This is a genomic window from Cellulomonas sp. T2.31MG-18, from assembly GCF_964266755.1.
Taxonomy (GTDB): Bacteria; Actinomycetota; Actinomycetes; order Actinomycetales; family Cellulomonadaceae; genus Cellulomonas.
On sequence record NZ_CAXWGW010000002.1, the window covers coordinates 57,169 to 72,326 of the forward strand.

Below are 15,158 nucleotides of genomic sequence, written 5' to 3' on the forward strand. Positions count from 1 at the left end.
AACCCGACTGCGGCGAACACCAGGCCGGCGGCGTCAAGCAGGAGCAGGGCCGCGTTAGTCCACCTGAGCAGCTGCAGCGGGGTGCCCCTCATCCCGACGGCCCTCCCTGGTGCGAACAACCTTGGTGACAGTCCACGTGACGCGGTCGCGCTTACCCTCTGTAGACACCGTGACCTCCCGGATAGTGACCCGGAAGATGTCGTCGTGGTGCAGAGCGAGACCGCCGAGCACTTCACTCATGAACTCGCTGTCGGTGATCGTGGCCATCCGCGCCTGGCCCAAGGCTGCCACGCGCCACTGACGGCCCTCGAAGTCGATCGAGCGCAGCTGCGCCTCGACGTCGGCGTAGACCTCGGTCGTCTCTTCGGGCACAGCGTCAACGGCCGCAGCGGCTCGGTAGTCCGAGACGTCAGCGACGATCGCCGGCGGGACCTCCTCGATGATCTGTTCGGTCGGGGTCGCCTTGGGTGCGCTGCGGACCTGGAGCTCCGAGGCATCCCCAGACAGCGGCGCCTGTAGCTTGGCCACTGCTTTGCGCACCTGGAGGCTGGGCTTGTTGATGATGGCGAATATCTCGGGGGACACCTCCTCACTGCGGCCGTCCGACCAGGTCACCTTGTAGTTGCCCGTCTCGAGGATCTCGAAGTCGCTGATCGTGCGGCTGAACGTACGTACACCGGCTCGGATCGCGCGAACCGTGACAGAGCCGAGGGTCGTCAGGGCGCCCCCGGCCATCCCCGCAGCGGTCAGTGCGGTGTCCGGGTTGTTCGCTGCCCACTCCAGGACGGCTTCGAACACCGTCGAACCCTTCTGGATCGGACGGATCCGAACCTCCGGCGCGGGGCCCTCGCCGTATACGCCTGCTTTGGCCATCGCTGAGACGAACTCAACGAGGCCCTGGATCGATTCCGCAAGGAGGTGGCCGTCAATAGTGCCGTCGTCGCGTCCGACGAATCGGAGCTGAACGACGTCGCCGCCAACAGGCTCGATTCGGTCGGCGGTCTCAGCTCGCACCACGCTGCGTCCTTCGTTCCTGGGCCGGTGTCTGCTGGCGAAGCCAGTTCGGCGTGCCTTTGGGGATGTGGCCGCGATCGCCAACATGCCCCTGCTGGGGGACGGTCCGACTGTAGTGAGGCTGGCCTTCACGAACTGGCTGTTTGACAACCTCTCGACGTGCGAGCCTGATGCACCGTCATAAGCGCGGGCGCGGGAGGGTGCCATCTCCGGCAGGTGCAGCCAGGGCGCCGGCGGCCGTGTTCCACTCTGCAGCCTTCGATCGTTGTTGGCCGTGAGTCGGCCGCCGACCTCGGGGGAGGCTCAGGTAGACCTTCAACAGTCCTCCGTTCGTCGACGACGCGAGGTCCATGCGCGGAGCTGCCAGGCCGACCTACGCGCACGGGTCTGCCCCCGGTACTCGCGGGGCGGGTAGCCACGTCCGTTCGTAGAGGCCCAGGTCAAGGTCCTGCTGGCATTGCGCGGCCGCGTGCGCTCTCTCGTCGCGTTTCCGCACGTCAACGCGCGGGCGTGTGAGCACTTCAAGCCTCAGCGTGTGATCGCCTTCCTCCGACGGCTCCGTTCGCGCGGGTCAGACAGTTGTGTCACCACACCGCCACCCGAAGGGCCCCACCTGCAGTGATCTGCGGAAGTGGGGCCCTTCGTCGTTCCAGGTCACCGAGAACTCACCGCTTTGGGGTCTCAGGTGCCTGTTCGGCCGCCGCTTGTTGGACCAGCTGGTCGATGACGACGCGAACGTCCGGGGCGATGTGGACTCCGCGTCAAGGGCGCCTACGGCGTCGCTGCGCTACGGCCCGTGGCCAACCTTGACCCAGAGCTCCGCCGGCCTCTCGTGCTCGCTATCGGTTCGGCGCCTCAGACTGCCCCAACCTTCGAGGCGCCCGCGGACTGCCGAGCCATTGCCTCGACCTCGTGCGACACATCGGACGCAGAACCTCGCGACGCACTGCGCCGTGCACCGAGGCGCAACAACACCAGTCCGGCCCCGCGCTCGTCCGGTCGGTGCTACACACGCCCCGTGAGCTACGACATCCTCGCGTTCGATCCGGGCGCCACTGCCGACGACGACTTCGAGGCGTGGTGGGACGAGCAGGCGCAGTGGCCTGAGGGCCACGGATACAACAGTCCCAGCGTGTCCACTCCTGCGCTTCAGGCCTTCTACCGCGACGTCGCCGCGAAGTACCCGCCGATGAACGGCCCTGACGCGCCGCAGCTTGACGACCTGGATGAACCGCTGGAGTCCCGGCTGACCGACTACTCCTTTGGACGCGACCTGATCTACGGCGCCGGGTCTTGGCGCCTCGCCGACGAGCTCACAGCTGACTGGGAACGGATTGCGCGAGAGCACGGCATTGCTGTCGCGTTCGTCAGCAACTCGCCGCTTCGGATCGTTCGTCCATAGGGCGGAGGGCCAGCCACTCGCGGGACAGCGAAGGTCGCCGTTAAGCCTCCACTTGTCGGACCAAGCGAGCGCGACAACGTGTAGCGCGATGCACGCCGCGACGAAACGTCTGACCAGGTCAGAGCCCAGATCGTCCAACCGGACCAACCCCCTACAACACGTGCGATCCAAGCCCACCGCTACCGCCAGCCGGCCGTCGAAGGGCCCCACCTGCATTGATCTGCGGATGTGGGGCCCTTCGTCGTTCGTCTCCCCACCGCCAAGCCGACTACCACCGCGACTTGGCCACCACGGCCAAGGACCTCCGCTGCGACATCCGCCGTCGGAGGTGTTCTGATGCTTGTGACGCTCGGCGCGCCGGGGCGGTGAGGCTTCGTTGCATCGACTGGGTGCCACACTCGGCGCCGTGGACCGGCGCGGCTGGAGATGGGTCGCGCCCGAGAACTGGCCTGTGCCACCGGATGGATGGGCTCCAGACGCGGGTTGGCAGCCCGATCCCTCGTGGCCTCCGCCCCCGCCGGGGCACGCATTCTGGAAACGATCTGGGCAGGCCCGGTTACGGGTCGCTCTAATCGTGCTCGCCTGCTTCGTGCCCGTGGCTGCGCTCGGAACGTTGATCGGAATCACGAGCGTCCTTGGCGACTGCGGGTTCGATCCTCCTCCCGGCGATGTCGGTTCCGTGACTTTGGCGAATGATCTAGCTCAGCCGATCTCGTTCCAGACGTGCCTGAACGCGCAGTGCACCCGACGCGATGACGTCGGCAGCGGTGGGCCGCTCGCACCGGGCGTGAGCCTCGAGCGGAACCATGAGCTGTGCAGCGAGGAGTCGGTCGGCGTCCTCGACTCGAACGGTCACCTGCTTGGGTGCGTTGTGCTGCCGGCCGAGGACCCGGCGACGGTGACGCGCTTCTATGCCTCGGCGTCGAAGCCCTGCCGCTAGCGTGCAGGTGGGCCCTTCTCGCAGCGCACACCAGCTGGCGCACGACTCCAGCTAACCCACACCACCCGCTTCTCACCGCTCTAGATGTGCCCGCGCCAGTTCCACATCAGTTGTGCGCAACTCGGTTGTATGCAACTGTTCTGCCATGACCGCGCTCGATCGGATGGTGTGCTTCTCGCTGTACTCGGCGAGCCGCGCCACGACGCAGGCCTACCGGCGCCTGCTGGAGCCGTGGGGGCTCACCTACCCGCAGTACCTGGTGCTGGTCGAGCTGTGGACGCAGGGACCGCGGTCCGTGCGGCAGCTCGGCGACGACCTCGGCCTGGACTCCGGCACCCTGTCGCCGCTGCTGCGGCGCATGGAGACGGCCGGCATCGTCACCCGGTCACGCGACCAGGCCGACGGGCGCGTCGTCACCGTCGACCTCACGGAACGCGGTCGCGAGCTGCGCACGGAGATGGCCGACGTGCCTGCTCAGGTGGCGCAGTGCATGAGCCTGACCGTCGAGTCCGCCCGGGAGCTGCTCGACTCCCTCCACCGGCTGACCGGCAGCGTGCAGGCCTCCAACTCGGATGCGACCACGGTCGCGTCCTGACCCCAAGAACCCCTACAGAAGGTGAACGTCATGGAGATCCTCTACACGGCCGAGGCGCTGGCCACGGGCGACGGTCGCAACGGTCACGTCGCGACGATGGACGGGCTGCTCGACGCCGACGTGCGCGTGCCCAAGGACATGGGCGGCGAGGGCGGCGCGCTCAACCCCGAGCTGCTGTTCGCGTCCGGCTACGCCGCCTGCTTCCACAGCGCGCTCCTGTCGGTGGCGCGCACGCAGAAGGTCGCGCTGCACGACACCAGCGTCGGCGCCCGCGTCGGCATCGGCCGCAATGGGCAGGGCGGGTTCGGCCTCGCTGTCGAGCTCGAGGTGGTCATCCCCGGCCTCGACCGCGAGCAGGCGCAGGCACTCGTCGAGGCCGCCCACCAGGTGTGCCCCTACTCCAACGCCACCCGCGGCAACGTCGAGGTCACTCTCAAGGTCGTCGAGGACTGACCCGAGCAGGTCCCCGGAGCCGGCCCCTGCGGGGCCGTCAGGCGGCGGGGAGCAGCAGGCGGATGGTGGTGCCGGCCCCGGGGTGGGTGGTCGGCACCACGGCCGCCGTGCCGCCGTGACGGGCGACCGTCTCGCGCACCAGGAACAGGCCCAGTGCGGGTTCTGGCCGGTGGGGCGCTCCCGGTGCAGGCGTGGCCGACGACGGCGGGCGGTGGGCGAAGCGGTCGAACAGCCGGTCGGCGTCGGCGCCGGTGAGCGCCGGACCGTCGTCGTGCACGTCGACTGAGACGAAGTGACCGGCCCGCGCCAGCGTGATCCGGACCGTGCCGCCCGCCGGCGAGTGGCGGAAGGCGTTCTCGAGGAGGGCGATCACGCACTGGCCGAGCGCGGCCGTCGGGATGCGGACCGCGAGCGGCTGGGCGGTGGAGTCCACCACGACGCCGAGCTGCGCCGGACCCGCGGAGGACCGGGCGGCGAGAACCGCGTCCTCGACCGCGGCGTGCACGTCCGTGCGCTCGTCGGGTGCAGACCCGGGAGCAGAGCCGGGTGCGGAGCCGGCACCCACGCCCGGCTCGTCGGACGCTGCGAGCAGGTCGTTGACGATGGCGATCAGGTCCTGCGCGTCGTCGGCAAGGTCGCGGACCAGCGGCGCCGCCTGCGAGTCCGGGCCGATGCGCCGGGAGAGCAGCTGGATGCGGGCGTGCAGCACGGTCAGCGGGGTGCGCAGCTCGTGGCTGGCGTCGGCGACGAACCGTCGCTGCCGGTCGAAGGCGTCCTCCAGCGGCCGGACGGCGCGGCGGGCGATGAACAGCGTGGCCACGCCGGCGATCACCACCGCGGCGCCGCCGACCAGCGCGAGGCCCAGCAGCACGTGGCCGGCGTCGATGGACAGCGTCAGGTCTCCCTGCTTGGGCGGCTCGACGCGCTCCGCCGGGGTGGACTGCAGCCACAGGTACAGCGCGGTGACCGTCAGCACGCCCGCGACCAGGAGGGCCGCGGTGACGGCGACCGCCACGCCGATGGACACCACGGAGGTACGCATCGCGCGGCGGGCGTCGCCGGACAGGCGGGCCCGGTCGCTCACGGGTGCCCCAGCCGGTAGCCGCGGCCACGCACGGTGTCGATGAGGTCGCGGTCCGTCTTGCGGCGCAGGTAGTGCACGTACGCGTCGACCGTGCCCTCCGCCTCGCCGCGCGGGAACACCGCCGTGAGGATCTGCGCGCGGCTGAACACCCGGTCCGGCTCGGCCGCGAGCATCGCCAGGAGTGCGTCCTCGCGGACCGTCAGCAGGATCCGGCCCTCGTACGGGGAGTGGATCTCGCCGGAGCCCGGACGGTAGGTCCACGTGCCGAGCTGCTTCTCCGGGCCGGTGTGGTCGCGCGTCAGGGCTCGGAGGCGGGCGAGGAGCTCGTCGAGCTCGAAGGGTTTGACCAGGTAGTCGTCCGCCCCCGCGTCGAGACCGTCGACCGTGTCCGCCGTGGTCCCCAGGGCCGTCAGCAGCAGCACCGGGGTGGCGACGTGCCGGGCGCGCAGCCGGCGCACCACCTCCAGGCCGTCGAGCGTCGGGACGCGGCGGTCCAGCACCAGCAGGTCGAACTCGCCGGTCAGCGCGCGCTCCAGGGCCACCGCGCCGTCCGCGACGAGTGTCACGTCGTAGATGTCCGACAGCAGCTCGGCGACGACGGGGGCGAGGCGGGGGTCGTCCTCGAGGAGCAGCAGGGACAGACGACGGGTCGGGACCGTCATCGCTCAGGCGTCCTGGTCGGCATCCACCAGCTCACGGTGCTGATTCTGGCCGCGTCGACGCAGACCCGTGGCCACCAGCGGCAGGACGGAGACGACCACCACGACGATCGCGAGCAGGTCGATGTTCTTGGCGACGAACGGGATGCCGCCCAGCAGCAGTGCGACGAGCGTCAGGCCGGCCACCCACAGCAGGGCGCCGGTGACGTTCCAGACGAGGAACCGGCGGTAGCGCAGCCGGGCGGTGCCCGCGACCAGCGGCACGTAGGTCCGCACGATCGGCACGAACCGGGCCAGCACCAGGGACACCGGCCCGTACCGGTCGAAGAACCGCTCGGCCTCGCCCAGTCGTGCCGTGGTCAGGACCCGGGCGTCGTCCGTGAAGAACCGCCGTCCGAACCGGTGGCCGAGCCAGTACCCCGTCTGGTCACCGGCCACGGCTGCGACCAGGGCGACCACGGCGATCGCCCACGGGGACAGGCCCAGCGGGCCGCGCAGCAGCACCGCGGTGAGGATCAGGGAGTCGCCGGGCAGGAAGGGGAACAGCACTCCGGACTCGATGAAGATCATCACGGCGATGCCGGCCAGCGCCCAAGGGCCGAGGGCGTGCAGCAGGTGCTCCGGGGAGATGGACAGGCCGGTGGCGACCGTGCCGGCGTGCGTGGCGGCGGTGGACAGGGAGTCGATCACGCCGGAGCTCCTTCGTGGCGGTCAGGGGTGTCGAGGTGCACGACGGCCAGCACGCGGCGCAGGGGTGCCGTGGTGGCGAGGGCCGACAGGAACGCGAACCCGCAGGCCGCGTACACCGCGGCGGCGACCACGTCGAGCGGGTAGTGCAGTCCCAGGTAGACGCGCGAGACGGCGACGACCGCGACCAGCACGAGGCCGACGGGTACCGCCCACCGGCGCTGCCGGCGGCCGAGCAGGGCCAGCGCCGTGACCACCAGCACCGTCGCGACCGTCGTGTGCCCGCTCGGGTAGCTGAAGCTGGTGTCCACCGGCGGCGGCGAGGCCAGCAGGGCGATGTCCGGACGTGGCCGGTGCACCAGCACCTTGAGCACCACCCCGCCCGCGAGCGTCGCCCCGGCGATGCCGAGCAGCACCACGGCTCGTCGGACCCCCATCCGGCGGGCGCCGACCACGCAGAGCACCACCAGCAGGCCGAAGCCGACCGGCGGAGACACGACCGTCCCGATCACGGCGGCCATCGCGTTCAGCATCGGGACGTGGTGGGCGGAGAGCCACTGGTCGACGGACAGCTCGGCGGCGGTCCAGCCGTGCAGCGGTGGGATCAGCAGCCCGGCGAGCAGCACCGCGACGAGCCCGGCGCCGGACGCCACCAGCTGCCCGACGCTCGCGGCGGCGGTCCGGCCGGTGCGTGCCGCACCGTCGTCTTCGGCTCGCGTCGATGGGCCACGAACGGGGGCACCCGGCTGCGTGGCTGGGACTGCCCGGCCTTCCGGGTTGCTGCTGATGCTGCTGGTCACGGGGTGTGCCTTCCTGCAGGTTCCCCCTGAGCGTCGTGGGCCGCCGCCAAGAAACCGCCAAGGGGTCCGGCGCCTGCCCCGGGTGCGGACCGCGGCCGTGCGGGCGAGACTGCCGACGTGCCCGCTTCGACGCCGGCCACCGGCCACCGCGTGATCGTGTTCCTCCAAGAGAACAAGACGACGGACCTCTACTTCGCCTCGATGGCAGCGTGGGGCGCCGCCGTCGCGACCGGCCCGCTGCTCGCGGCGCCGCCGGACCACGACCAGCCGCACGACCGCAACGCGTGGGTGCACTACGCGATGGGCGACTACCCGGCAGTGGCGGCCCAGGTGGACACCGACGCGGTGATCCCGTACTACGCGTGGCTGGCCAAGACGTTCGTCTTCTCCGACCACCACTTCGGGTCCGGGTCGAACTCCACGCCGGGGCACATGCTGGCGATCGGCGGGCAGATGCCGACGCTGAAGAACCCGCCGTTCGTCGGGCCGTCGCCGGTGTGGGACCTGCCGTCGATCTTCACCGTGGCGGACAAGGCCGGGGTGTCCTGGGGGGCGTTCCCGGACGAGCACGGGTACCCGGCGAAGTTCTACACGTCGCTGACCAGCGCACCCGGGCAGACGCACGTGCACCACCCCAACGAGTTCGTGCCGATGGCGACGGGTGGCGAGCTGCCGCAGGTCTGCTACGTCTGGAGCCCAGCGGGGTACGACGAGCACCCGCCGGCGACCCCGCAGCCCGACTACGTCACCCGCGGGCAGAACCTGGTGTGGTCGCGCGTGCAGGCCGTGATCGACGGCGGTGGGTGGGACGACACCACGTTCATCCTGACCTGGGACGACTGGGGCGGGTACGCCGACCACGTCAAGACGCCCGCGATCGAGACGGTGCCGGACGCGCTGCATCCCGACGGGTTCGCCGCGATCGGCGGGTCCCGCATCCCGCTGGTGATGTTCGGCGGGCGGGTGACGCAGGCGATCGACACCGCCTGGCACTCCCACGCCAGCATCCCGAAGACGATCATCGACCTGCTCGGTCTGCCGCCGATGGGTGTGCCGCGCGTCGACTCGGCGCCGAGCCTGGCGGGGCTGGTGGACCTGGGTGCTGCGGCTCGGCCCGTGCCGCCGGCGCCGGGGACGGCGATCCAGCAGCCGACGCCGCCCGCACATCCGTCGGTCCCGCCGACGGCGCCGTGGCCCGGACCGCTGGGTGTGCCGATGCCGGCCCTGGTGACGCTCGACGGATCCACCGTCCCGGCGCCGACGGACGGGACCGTCCGCCCGAAGCCGCCCAAGGCACCGGCCGCCTAGGGACGGTCGCGCAGCAGTGCCCGGCTAGATCAGGCGGCCGGTCTTCAGCTCGGTCGGAAGCGAGTTCCAGTCGGCATCCCAGTAGCCGTCGACCAGCGTGAACGTCCCGGACTCGATCAGGCCGAGCCAGAGCCCCACGACCTGCGTGAACGAGGTGGCACGAACTACGTCCCGCGGTTCGTCGTCGAACGGCTCGGCGTTGCCGACGGGCGCCTCGCCAGCCGTTGTCGCGGCGGACGTGTCGACGTGGAGCACGTGATTGGGGCCGCGCTGGACCGCCGGGAACCAGCTGGACTTCCACACGGCGGGCTCGGACGCGTCGCAGGAGCTGGCCTGGAAACGACGCCAGTACTCAAGGGTCTGAATCATCTCGGCGAGAGACCCGAACTGCCAGCTGCCCGGACCGATGGACTCCCCGCCGGCCGAGCCGTCGTGCCATCGCCACCACGTCCGCAGCTCACCCGGCGGGACCAGACCTGTCGGCGCCATCAAGGCGTCGATGGCGTCGTCCGTCAGACCGGGCCTCAGTCCTTCGACGATCGGCGCCTTCCGAAGCCGCCAGGCGCGCTCGAGTCGCGGGAGGAGTGTAGAGAGAGAGTCGTTCTGCGTCTCGAACCACCGGTTCACGGCCATGAGCCTGCCGCTTCGGTCAGGGCTGGAGGAGGACCTTGATCGCGCGGCGCTCGTCCATCGCCTTGTAGGCCTGCGCCACGTCGGCGAGCGGGAGGGTCAGGTCGAACACCTTGCCGGGGTCGATGGTGCGGGTCAGCACCAGGTCGAGCAGATGCGGAAGGTAGGCACGGACCGGCGCCGGGCCGCCGCGGAATCCCTTGTTCTGCCAGAACAGCTGGTCGGTGGGGACGTCGCCGTGGGGGAGTCCAACCACGCCGATCATCGCGCCGGGGCGGGCGACGGCCACCGCCTGGAGGCGGGCGTCCGCGGTGCCGACGCACTCGAGCACCGCGTCGGCGCCGATGCCGTCGGTCAGCTCGCGGACGCGGGCGGCGCCCTCGTCACCGCGCTCGGCGACGACGTGCGTGGCGCCGAACTCCTTGGCGAGCTGCTGGCGGTCGGCGTGGCGGCTCATCGCGATGATCGTCGTCGCCCCGAGCTGCGCCGCCGCGAGCACACCGCACAGGCCCACCGCTCCGTCGCCGACCACCGCGACGGAGGACCCCGGCTTCACGTCGGCGCAGACCGCGGCGTGCCAGCCGGTGCCCATCACGTCGGACAGCGCCAGCAGGCTCGGAACCAGGTCGGCGTCCGGCTGGCCGGGGGTGGCCAGCAGGGTGCCGTCGGCGTTGGGGATGCGGATGCGCTCGGCCTGGCAGCCGTCGTACCCACCGCCGTGCAGGCAGTTCGAGTGCATGCCCTTGCGGCAGACGGCGCACGTGTTGTCGCTGTGCAGGAAGCCGCCGACGACGAAGTCGCCCGGCTGCACCGTCGTGACCCTCGAGCCGACCTCCTCGACCACGCCGACGTACTCGTGGCCGATCGGCTTCGGCTGCGGCACGGGCGCCAGACCGCGGAACCGCCACAGGTCCGAGCCGCACACGCAGGCCGCGACGGTGCGGACCACCGCATCGGTCGGCTCGACGACGGTGGGATCGGGGCGCTCCTCGAAGCGCACGTCGCCGGCTCCATGGATGATCGCTCCGCGCATGGGTCCATCCGACACCATCACCGACCCGCCTGGCGCGTCAGGCCTCGATGCCGGCCGGTGCGCCGACGGCCGACAGGTCCGGCGACGGAGCGTCGGCGGGCGTCAGCGTGCTGGCGCGGTGGGCGGTGACCAGGGCGGTCGCGACGACGAAGCAGAGGACCTCCGTGACCGGCATCGCCCAGATGACGCCCGTCAGGCCGAGCATCGCGCGGGCGGCGAGCAGCACCGGGACGAACAGCACACCCTGCGCCACCGACATCACGGTGGCGGGCACAGCCTGGCCGGTGGACTGGAACAGCGTGGTGGCCAGGCCGGTGAAGCCGTTGAACAGGGCGGCGACCAGCATGGCCGTCAGCACCGCCAGGCCGGTGGTCAGCACGGCCGGGTCGGCGCTGAACAGGGTGAGCACCCGCTCGCGCAGCACGAACACCGGCAGGGTGAACACCAGCACGCAGCCCGCCACCCAGGCGGCCGAGTGCAGCAGGGCCGAGCGCAGCCGGGCGGCGTCCCGGGCGCCGAAGGCGGTGGCGAGCAGCGGCATCACACCGAGCGCGACGCCCATCGCCAGCATCTCCGGCAGCTGGACGATCCGCTGCGCCACGCCGAACGCCGCCAGCGCCCCGTCGCCGTACCGGGCGGCGACGTTGTTGAACACCACGGCGGTGACGGTGAGGAACCCGCTCATCAGCAGCTCGGAGGCGCCGACGCTGAGCACCGTGCGCGTCGTCGGACCGTCCGGCCGGAACCAGCGCAGGCCGATGCGCAGCTCGGGGGAGCGGCGGTGCAGGTGCACGGCGAACCAGGCGACGGTGACGACGTTGGAGCCGACGATCGCCAGCGCGGCGCCGGTGACGCCCCAGCGGAGCACCGGGATCAGCAGCACGTCGAGCAGCAGGTTGACCAGGGTGGAGACGACGATGCCGACCATCGACATCCAGGTCGCGCCCTCGGCGCGCACCAGCTGCTCGATGGCGAACGCGACAGCGAGCACCGGGGTGCCGGCCAGCAGCACGGCGACGTAGTCGGCGGTCGGGGCGAACGCGTCACCGGTGGCGCCGAGCAGGTGGGTCAGCGGGTGCAGGGCCAGCAGGCCGGCGATCGCGACGACGAGGCCGGCCAGCGCCGCGCCCCAGACGGTGAACGCGGACAGCCGACGGATGCGCTCGCGGAGCGCCACCGCGGTGGGGCCGGTGCCGTCGTCCAGCGCCTGCAGCTCGCCCAGCAGCCGGGCGACCGCCGTGCTGCCGCCGGTGCCGAACACCCCGCCGACGGCCATCACCACGGCGGTCAGCGGAAGGCCGAACGTGATCGCGGCGAGCAGGGCCGTGGAGTGCAACGAGCCGATGAAGCCGGCGTTGACGGCGCCGTAGACGACGCCGACGGTGGTGGCGGCCATCATCGGCAGCGCGAGGTGGGCGAGGGCTCGGGTCATGGGGGCGCGGCGCAGGTAGTAGGTGTCGTCGTGCGTGGTCATGGTTCCTCCTGGGGTGGGTGAGGGCACGACGGGGCGCGCGAGGGCGCGCGGCAGCGCCGCGGGGCAGTGGTGGGTGGTGCCCGGGGCCGTGAGCCGGTTCAGGGCGTGCGGGGTCGGCCGGCCGGCGGGTGCCGGTCGGTGGGGGTGGTGGAGGGGTCAGCCGGCCTGGTGGTCAGCCGGTCCGGTGGTCAGCTCGACAGGTGCTGGTCGAGCTTGGTGAGCAGGGCGACGAGGGTGCGTCTCTCGTCCGCGTCGAGCACGTCGAGCTGGCGCTCGCTGCTGGCCCAGACGCTCGCCTCGAACCGTTTGACCAGCTCACGGGCCTTCGGGGTGACGTGGAGGGTCTTGCGGCGGGCGTCCGCCGGGTCCGTGCGGCGCTCGATCCAGCCGTCGCGCTCCAGCGTGCCGAGCAGGGCGGACACCGTCGCCGGCCGCGTGCCGGTGACGTCGGCGATGTCCTTCTGGATCAGGCCCCGGCCCTCGCTCGCCTCGATGAAGCCGACGGTGCGGGCCTGCAGCGGGGTCAGCCCGCCCAGGTCAGTCGAGTCGAAGGAGTCGCCCATCGCCTGACGCAACCGGCTGGAGATCCGGCCGATCAGCTCGGCGACGGTCGGCTCGGGACGGCTGCTCCTCATGACCGAAACACTAGATGGTGAGGAACCAAACAGTCAAGAACCGAACTGTCTGCGGCGGCCAGTCGGGCTAGGGCGGTCGGCAAGTAGGCGTCGGTGCGGACTTGCCGGGTCCAGCCGTGCGAACGAGGACCAGCCCAGGCAAAGAAAAACCCGGCCCACGAGGGACCGGGTGCGTTATGCGATGAGCGTATGCGAGTCGCTTGGCGTAATCAACGTGAAGCCATCGTGTCCTACGCCACAAGGCCGCGAGCTCGCACGTCTACCACTTCGGTGGGCGCGAGTACCGGCCTACCGTCGTCGGCAGCTGGTGCCCAGTGAAGTCTCCAGCGTGCAGCTTGCGCCACCAGTGGCTGCCGACTCCCTCGGTAGGCACCCCCGCCAGGTCGCCCGCGAAGAAGTTGCCGTGGGGGTTGACGTGACCGACTGGTACCCGTTCCCGTGCGAAGTGCACTGGAAACTTCAGGTCAGAGTCGTTGGACACGACCACGACCGCATCGACCGCACCGTTGAGTACGTCAACGAGCATGTGCGAGGCCACGTTGACATCTGTGCCCTTCTCCTCCTGATGCAGCGTGGAGACCATGAAGACCGAGTCCTGCTGAGGAACGCCTAGCGATGACTGGACCATCACCGGCCACTGTGACGTGACGATCCGCGGCGGATCGCTCGCGGTCGGGCCCTTGACCGCGAGCGGACGTGGGCGGATGCCCACCACGTACTTGCCGTACTCGATGTGGTCGACGCTGTCAGCTGCAACGAGCGCCTTGAGGTAGATGTCTTGTTCGGCGTGGCCATCGGGGTTGAGACCGGCGTCGATCCGTGCCGTGCAGTAGACGATCCGCTCGATCGTTGCGTCCGGCCATGAGCGCTGACTGGAGACGACCGACGTAACGAGCGATCGAAGGTCGAGCCACTTCCAACTGGATGTCGCGGTCTTGCACTGCCGCTTGGTGCCGTAGTAGAGGTTGTACCCGTCGATGTAGACGCCCACGCGCATCTGTCCAACCTACAGAGCGCAGCGGCTTGGGGAAGCCATACCGGCTGGGGGCTCGGGGCGCCTAGATCCTGCTCGCAGATGGGTCGGTCGGTAGATCCGAGCGTTCACTCCGCCGTGGCGCGGTAGGTCTCGATGCGGCGCAGCAGCGCCTGCTCCGCGAGGCGGACCGGCTCGGCGTCGGCCGGCTGGTGCACGGCCCGCTCGGCGTCGTCGGCGATCAGCCGCGCCTGGTCCGCGATGTCGTGCAGCCGGGCCCAGTCGGTGCGGGCCACCGTCGCGCACGTGTCGAGAAGCCGGAGCAGGGCCAGCGAGACGGTCGGCTCGCCGGCGCCGTACCGGCGCACCAGCCCGCACATGGTGGCGAGGTACTCGCCGAAGCGGCGGCTGGGGACCACCACCACCGAGTCGCCGGCGCGAGCCACCCGCGGACCGAGGGGCCGGGCGGCCATCGCGGCGAAGATCACCGCCATGTGGTCGACCGCCTGGATGGCGGTGTAGGGGTCGTTCACCGCGGGGGACAGCGCCTTGCAGGCGACGTCGACCAGCTGGCGGATGCCGATGGCCGCGTCCTGCTGGCGGGTCCGCTCGAAGCCGATGCCGACGGCGTCGTCGAGCGCGTGCTCGAAGGGGTGCCGGTCCGGGACGGCGTCGTCGGGCGTCGGGCCCCAGATCAGCGCGAGCGGGGTGCCCGGCACCACGTGCTCGCCCACGCGCCTGACCAGCGCGATGCTCACCCCGTGCTCGCGGGCGAGGGGGAGCAGCTGCTCGGGGTGCGCGGTCACCACGTAGCCGCTGCTGCGGGCGGCCACCGGCACGGCCCACGGCGGCGCGGCCGGCGGCACCAGCTCGATGTCCGTCGGCAGCCGGGAGACGAGGGTCAGGGCGTCCCGCTCGACGCGGCGCATGATCGCGTCCACCTGGATCGAGTGCGACAGGTGGTCGGCGAAGTAGGCCACCGAGGCGATGCTGGCGAACAGCAGCGCGAGCGCGCCGGTGACCGCCAGGCGGGGGAAGGTCTTCGGGTCCGTCCCGACGCCGACCGTCAGCAGCCCGGCGGCGCTGTAGGCGAAGGTCGCCATGAACACCGACAGGACGATCTGGTTGGGCCGGTCCCGTAGGAAGTTGCGCAGCAGCCGCGGGCTGAACTGGGTGGACGAGAGCTGCAGCGCGACGATCGACAGGCCCAGCACCAGGGCGATCACCGTGACCACCGTGCCGGTGATGGTGATCAGCAGCGTCCGGGCGTCGGCCGACGAGCCGCGGAAAGCCACGGTGGCGAGGAACGAGCCCGGCGCGGGGACGACGCGGGACAGGGCGAAGCCGGCGAGCAGCGCTGCGTTACCGGCGACGAACGGCAGCACCCACAGGGCGGCGCTGACGTACTCCCACGCGGCCTCGCGTCGCCTCACGGCGCCAGCCTGCTCCTGCACGGACCGCCGCGCACCGG

Annotated in this window: 16 protein-coding genes; 5 read left to right on the forward strand and 11 right to left on the reverse strand. The window is 71.2% G+C overall.

From position 1 onward, the window contains the following. Window positions 1-54 precede the first annotated feature (54 nt). Window positions 55-1,017: a hypothetical protein gene (locus tag ACFQTY_RS08085; RefSeq protein WP_378099237.1), complete on the reverse strand. Its 963-nt coding sequence runs from the start codon at window positions 1,015-1,017 to the stop codon at window positions 55-57. 1,015 nt (window positions 1,018-2,032) lie between these two features. Between ACFQTY_RS08085 and ACFQTY_RS08090 the strand changes: the two genes are divergently transcribed. The 4 genes from ACFQTY_RS08090 (at window position 2,033) to ACFQTY_RS08105 (ending at window position 4,404) form a co-directional block, all read left to right on the forward strand. Then, complete coding sequence (locus tag ACFQTY_RS08090) at window positions 2,033-2,416, forward strand: hypothetical protein (protein ID WP_378099239.1); 384 nt, start codon at window positions 2,033-2,035, stop codon at window positions 2,414-2,416. A gap of 574 nt (window positions 2,417-2,990) precedes the next feature. Further along, the gene (locus ACFQTY_RS08095) at window positions 2,991-3,356 is read left to right on the forward strand and encodes a hypothetical protein (protein WP_378099241.1); all 366 of its coding nucleotides are present in this window, start codon (window positions 2,991-2,993) and stop codon (window positions 3,354-3,356) included. Window positions 3,357-3,501: 145 nt separating this feature from the next. Next, entirely contained in the window at window positions 3,502-3,951 is a 450-nt protein-coding gene (locus tag ACFQTY_RS08100) for a MarR family winged helix-turn-helix transcriptional regulator (protein WP_378099243.1), read from the forward strand. 30 nt (window positions 3,952-3,981) lie between these two features. Then, complete coding sequence (locus tag ACFQTY_RS08105; RefSeq protein WP_378099245.1) at window positions 3,982-4,404, forward strand: organic hydroperoxide resistance protein; 423 nt, start codon at window positions 3,982-3,984, stop codon at window positions 4,402-4,404. A 37-nt stretch (window positions 4,405-4,441) separates the two neighbouring features. Here the strand turns inward: ACFQTY_RS08105 and ACFQTY_RS08110 are convergent, their stop codons facing one another. From ACFQTY_RS08110 to ACFQTY_RS08125, 4 genes are read right to left on the reverse strand one after another with little or no spacing between them, the layout of a single operon-like run. Further along, window positions 4,442-5,488 carry a sensor histidine kinase gene (locus ACFQTY_RS08110; protein ID WP_378099247.1) on the reverse strand — a complete coding sequence of 349 codons (1,047 nt, stop codon included), beginning with the start codon at window positions 5,486-5,488 and terminating at the stop codon, window positions 4,442-4,444. After that, window positions 5,485-6,150 carry a response regulator transcription factor gene (locus ACFQTY_RS08115; RefSeq protein WP_378099249.1) on the reverse strand — a complete coding sequence of 222 codons (666 nt, stop codon included), beginning with the start codon at window positions 6,148-6,150 and terminating at the stop codon, window positions 5,485-5,487. Before ACFQTY_RS08115 ends, ACFQTY_RS08110 begins: the two co-directional genes overlap by 4 nt. Before the next feature lie 3 nt (window positions 6,151-6,153). Continuing rightward, window positions 6,154-6,837: a DedA family protein gene (locus tag ACFQTY_RS08120; protein WP_378099251.1), complete on the reverse strand. Its 684-nt coding sequence runs from the start codon at window positions 6,835-6,837 to the stop codon at window positions 6,154-6,156. Beyond that, on the reverse strand, window positions 6,834-7,487 hold the full coding sequence (locus ACFQTY_RS08125; RefSeq protein WP_378099253.1) for a phosphatase PAP2 family protein: 654 nt from the start codon (window positions 7,485-7,487) through the stop codon (window positions 6,834-6,836). Before ACFQTY_RS08125 ends, ACFQTY_RS08120 begins: the two co-directional genes overlap by 4 nt. A gap of 264 nt (window positions 7,488-7,751) precedes the next feature. Between ACFQTY_RS08125 and ACFQTY_RS08130 the strand changes: the two genes are divergently transcribed. Further along, a complete protein-coding gene (locus ACFQTY_RS08130; RefSeq protein WP_378099255.1) occupies window positions 7,752-8,942 on the forward strand; it encodes an alkaline phosphatase family protein in 1,191 nt (396 codons plus the stop codon). 24 nt (window positions 8,943-8,966) lie between these two features. On the opposite strand, the gene ACFQTY_RS08135 is transcribed toward ACFQTY_RS08130, so the two are convergent. The 6 genes from ACFQTY_RS08135 to ACFQTY_RS08160 form a co-directional block, all read right to left on the reverse strand. After that, window positions 8,967-9,569: a hypothetical protein gene (locus tag ACFQTY_RS08135; RefSeq protein WP_378099257.1), complete on the reverse strand. Its 603-nt coding sequence runs from the start codon at window positions 9,567-9,569 to the stop codon at window positions 8,967-8,969. Between the two features lie 22 nt (window positions 9,570-9,591). Further along, window positions 9,592-10,605, reverse strand: a complete 1,014-nt coding sequence (locus ACFQTY_RS08140; protein WP_378099259.1) for a zinc-dependent alcohol dehydrogenase family protein — start codon at window positions 10,603-10,605, stop codon at window positions 9,592-9,594. Between the two features lie 37 nt (window positions 10,606-10,642). After that, a complete protein-coding gene (locus ACFQTY_RS08145) occupies window positions 10,643-12,079 on the reverse strand; it encodes an MATE family efflux transporter (RefSeq protein ID WP_378099261.1) in 1,437 nt (478 codons plus the stop codon). 188 nt (window positions 12,080-12,267) lie between these two features. Next, window positions 12,268-12,714, reverse strand: a complete 447-nt coding sequence (locus ACFQTY_RS08150) for a MarR family winged helix-turn-helix transcriptional regulator (RefSeq protein WP_378099263.1) — start codon at window positions 12,712-12,714, stop codon at window positions 12,268-12,270. A 259-nt stretch (window positions 12,715-12,973) separates the two neighbouring features. After that, window positions 12,974-13,711, reverse strand: coding sequence for an NYN domain-containing protein (locus tag ACFQTY_RS08155; RefSeq protein WP_378099265.1), 738 nt, complete (start codon window positions 13,709-13,711; stop codon window positions 12,974-12,976). Window positions 13,712-13,815: 104 nt separating this feature from the next. Then, complete coding sequence (locus tag ACFQTY_RS08160) at window positions 13,816-15,120, reverse strand: DUF2254 domain-containing protein (protein WP_378099267.1); 1,305 nt, start codon at window positions 15,118-15,120, stop codon at window positions 13,816-13,818. Between the last annotated feature and the right edge of the window lie 38 nt (window positions 15,121-15,158).

Coding starts and splice junctions, on each gene's coding strand:
- ACFQTY_RS08105 (WP_378099245.1), top strand. CDS start 3,982: ATGGAGATCCTCTACACGGCCGAGGCGCTGGCCACGGGCGACGGTCGC.
- ACFQTY_RS08115 (WP_378099249.1), bottom strand. CDS start 6,150: ATGACGGTCCCGACCCGTCGTCTGTCCCTGCTGCTCCTCGAGGACGAC.
- ACFQTY_RS08100 (WP_378099243.1), top strand. CDS start 3,502: ATGACCGCGCTCGATCGGATGGTGTGCTTCTCGCTGTACTCGGCGAGC.
- ACFQTY_RS08150 (WP_378099263.1), bottom strand. CDS start 12,714: ATGAGGAGCAGCCGTCCCGAGCCGACCGTCGCCGAGCTGATCGGCCGG.
- ACFQTY_RS08145 (WP_378099261.1), bottom strand. CDS start 12,079: ATGACCACGCACGACGACACCTACTACCTGCGCCGCGCCCCCATGACC.
- ACFQTY_RS08155 (WP_378099265.1), bottom strand. CDS start 13,711: ATGCGCGTGGGCGTCTACATCGACGGGTACAACCTCTACTACGGCACC.
- ACFQTY_RS08140 (WP_378099259.1), bottom strand. CDS start 10,605: ATGCGCGGAGCGATCATCCATGGAGCCGGCGACGTGCGCTTCGAGGAG.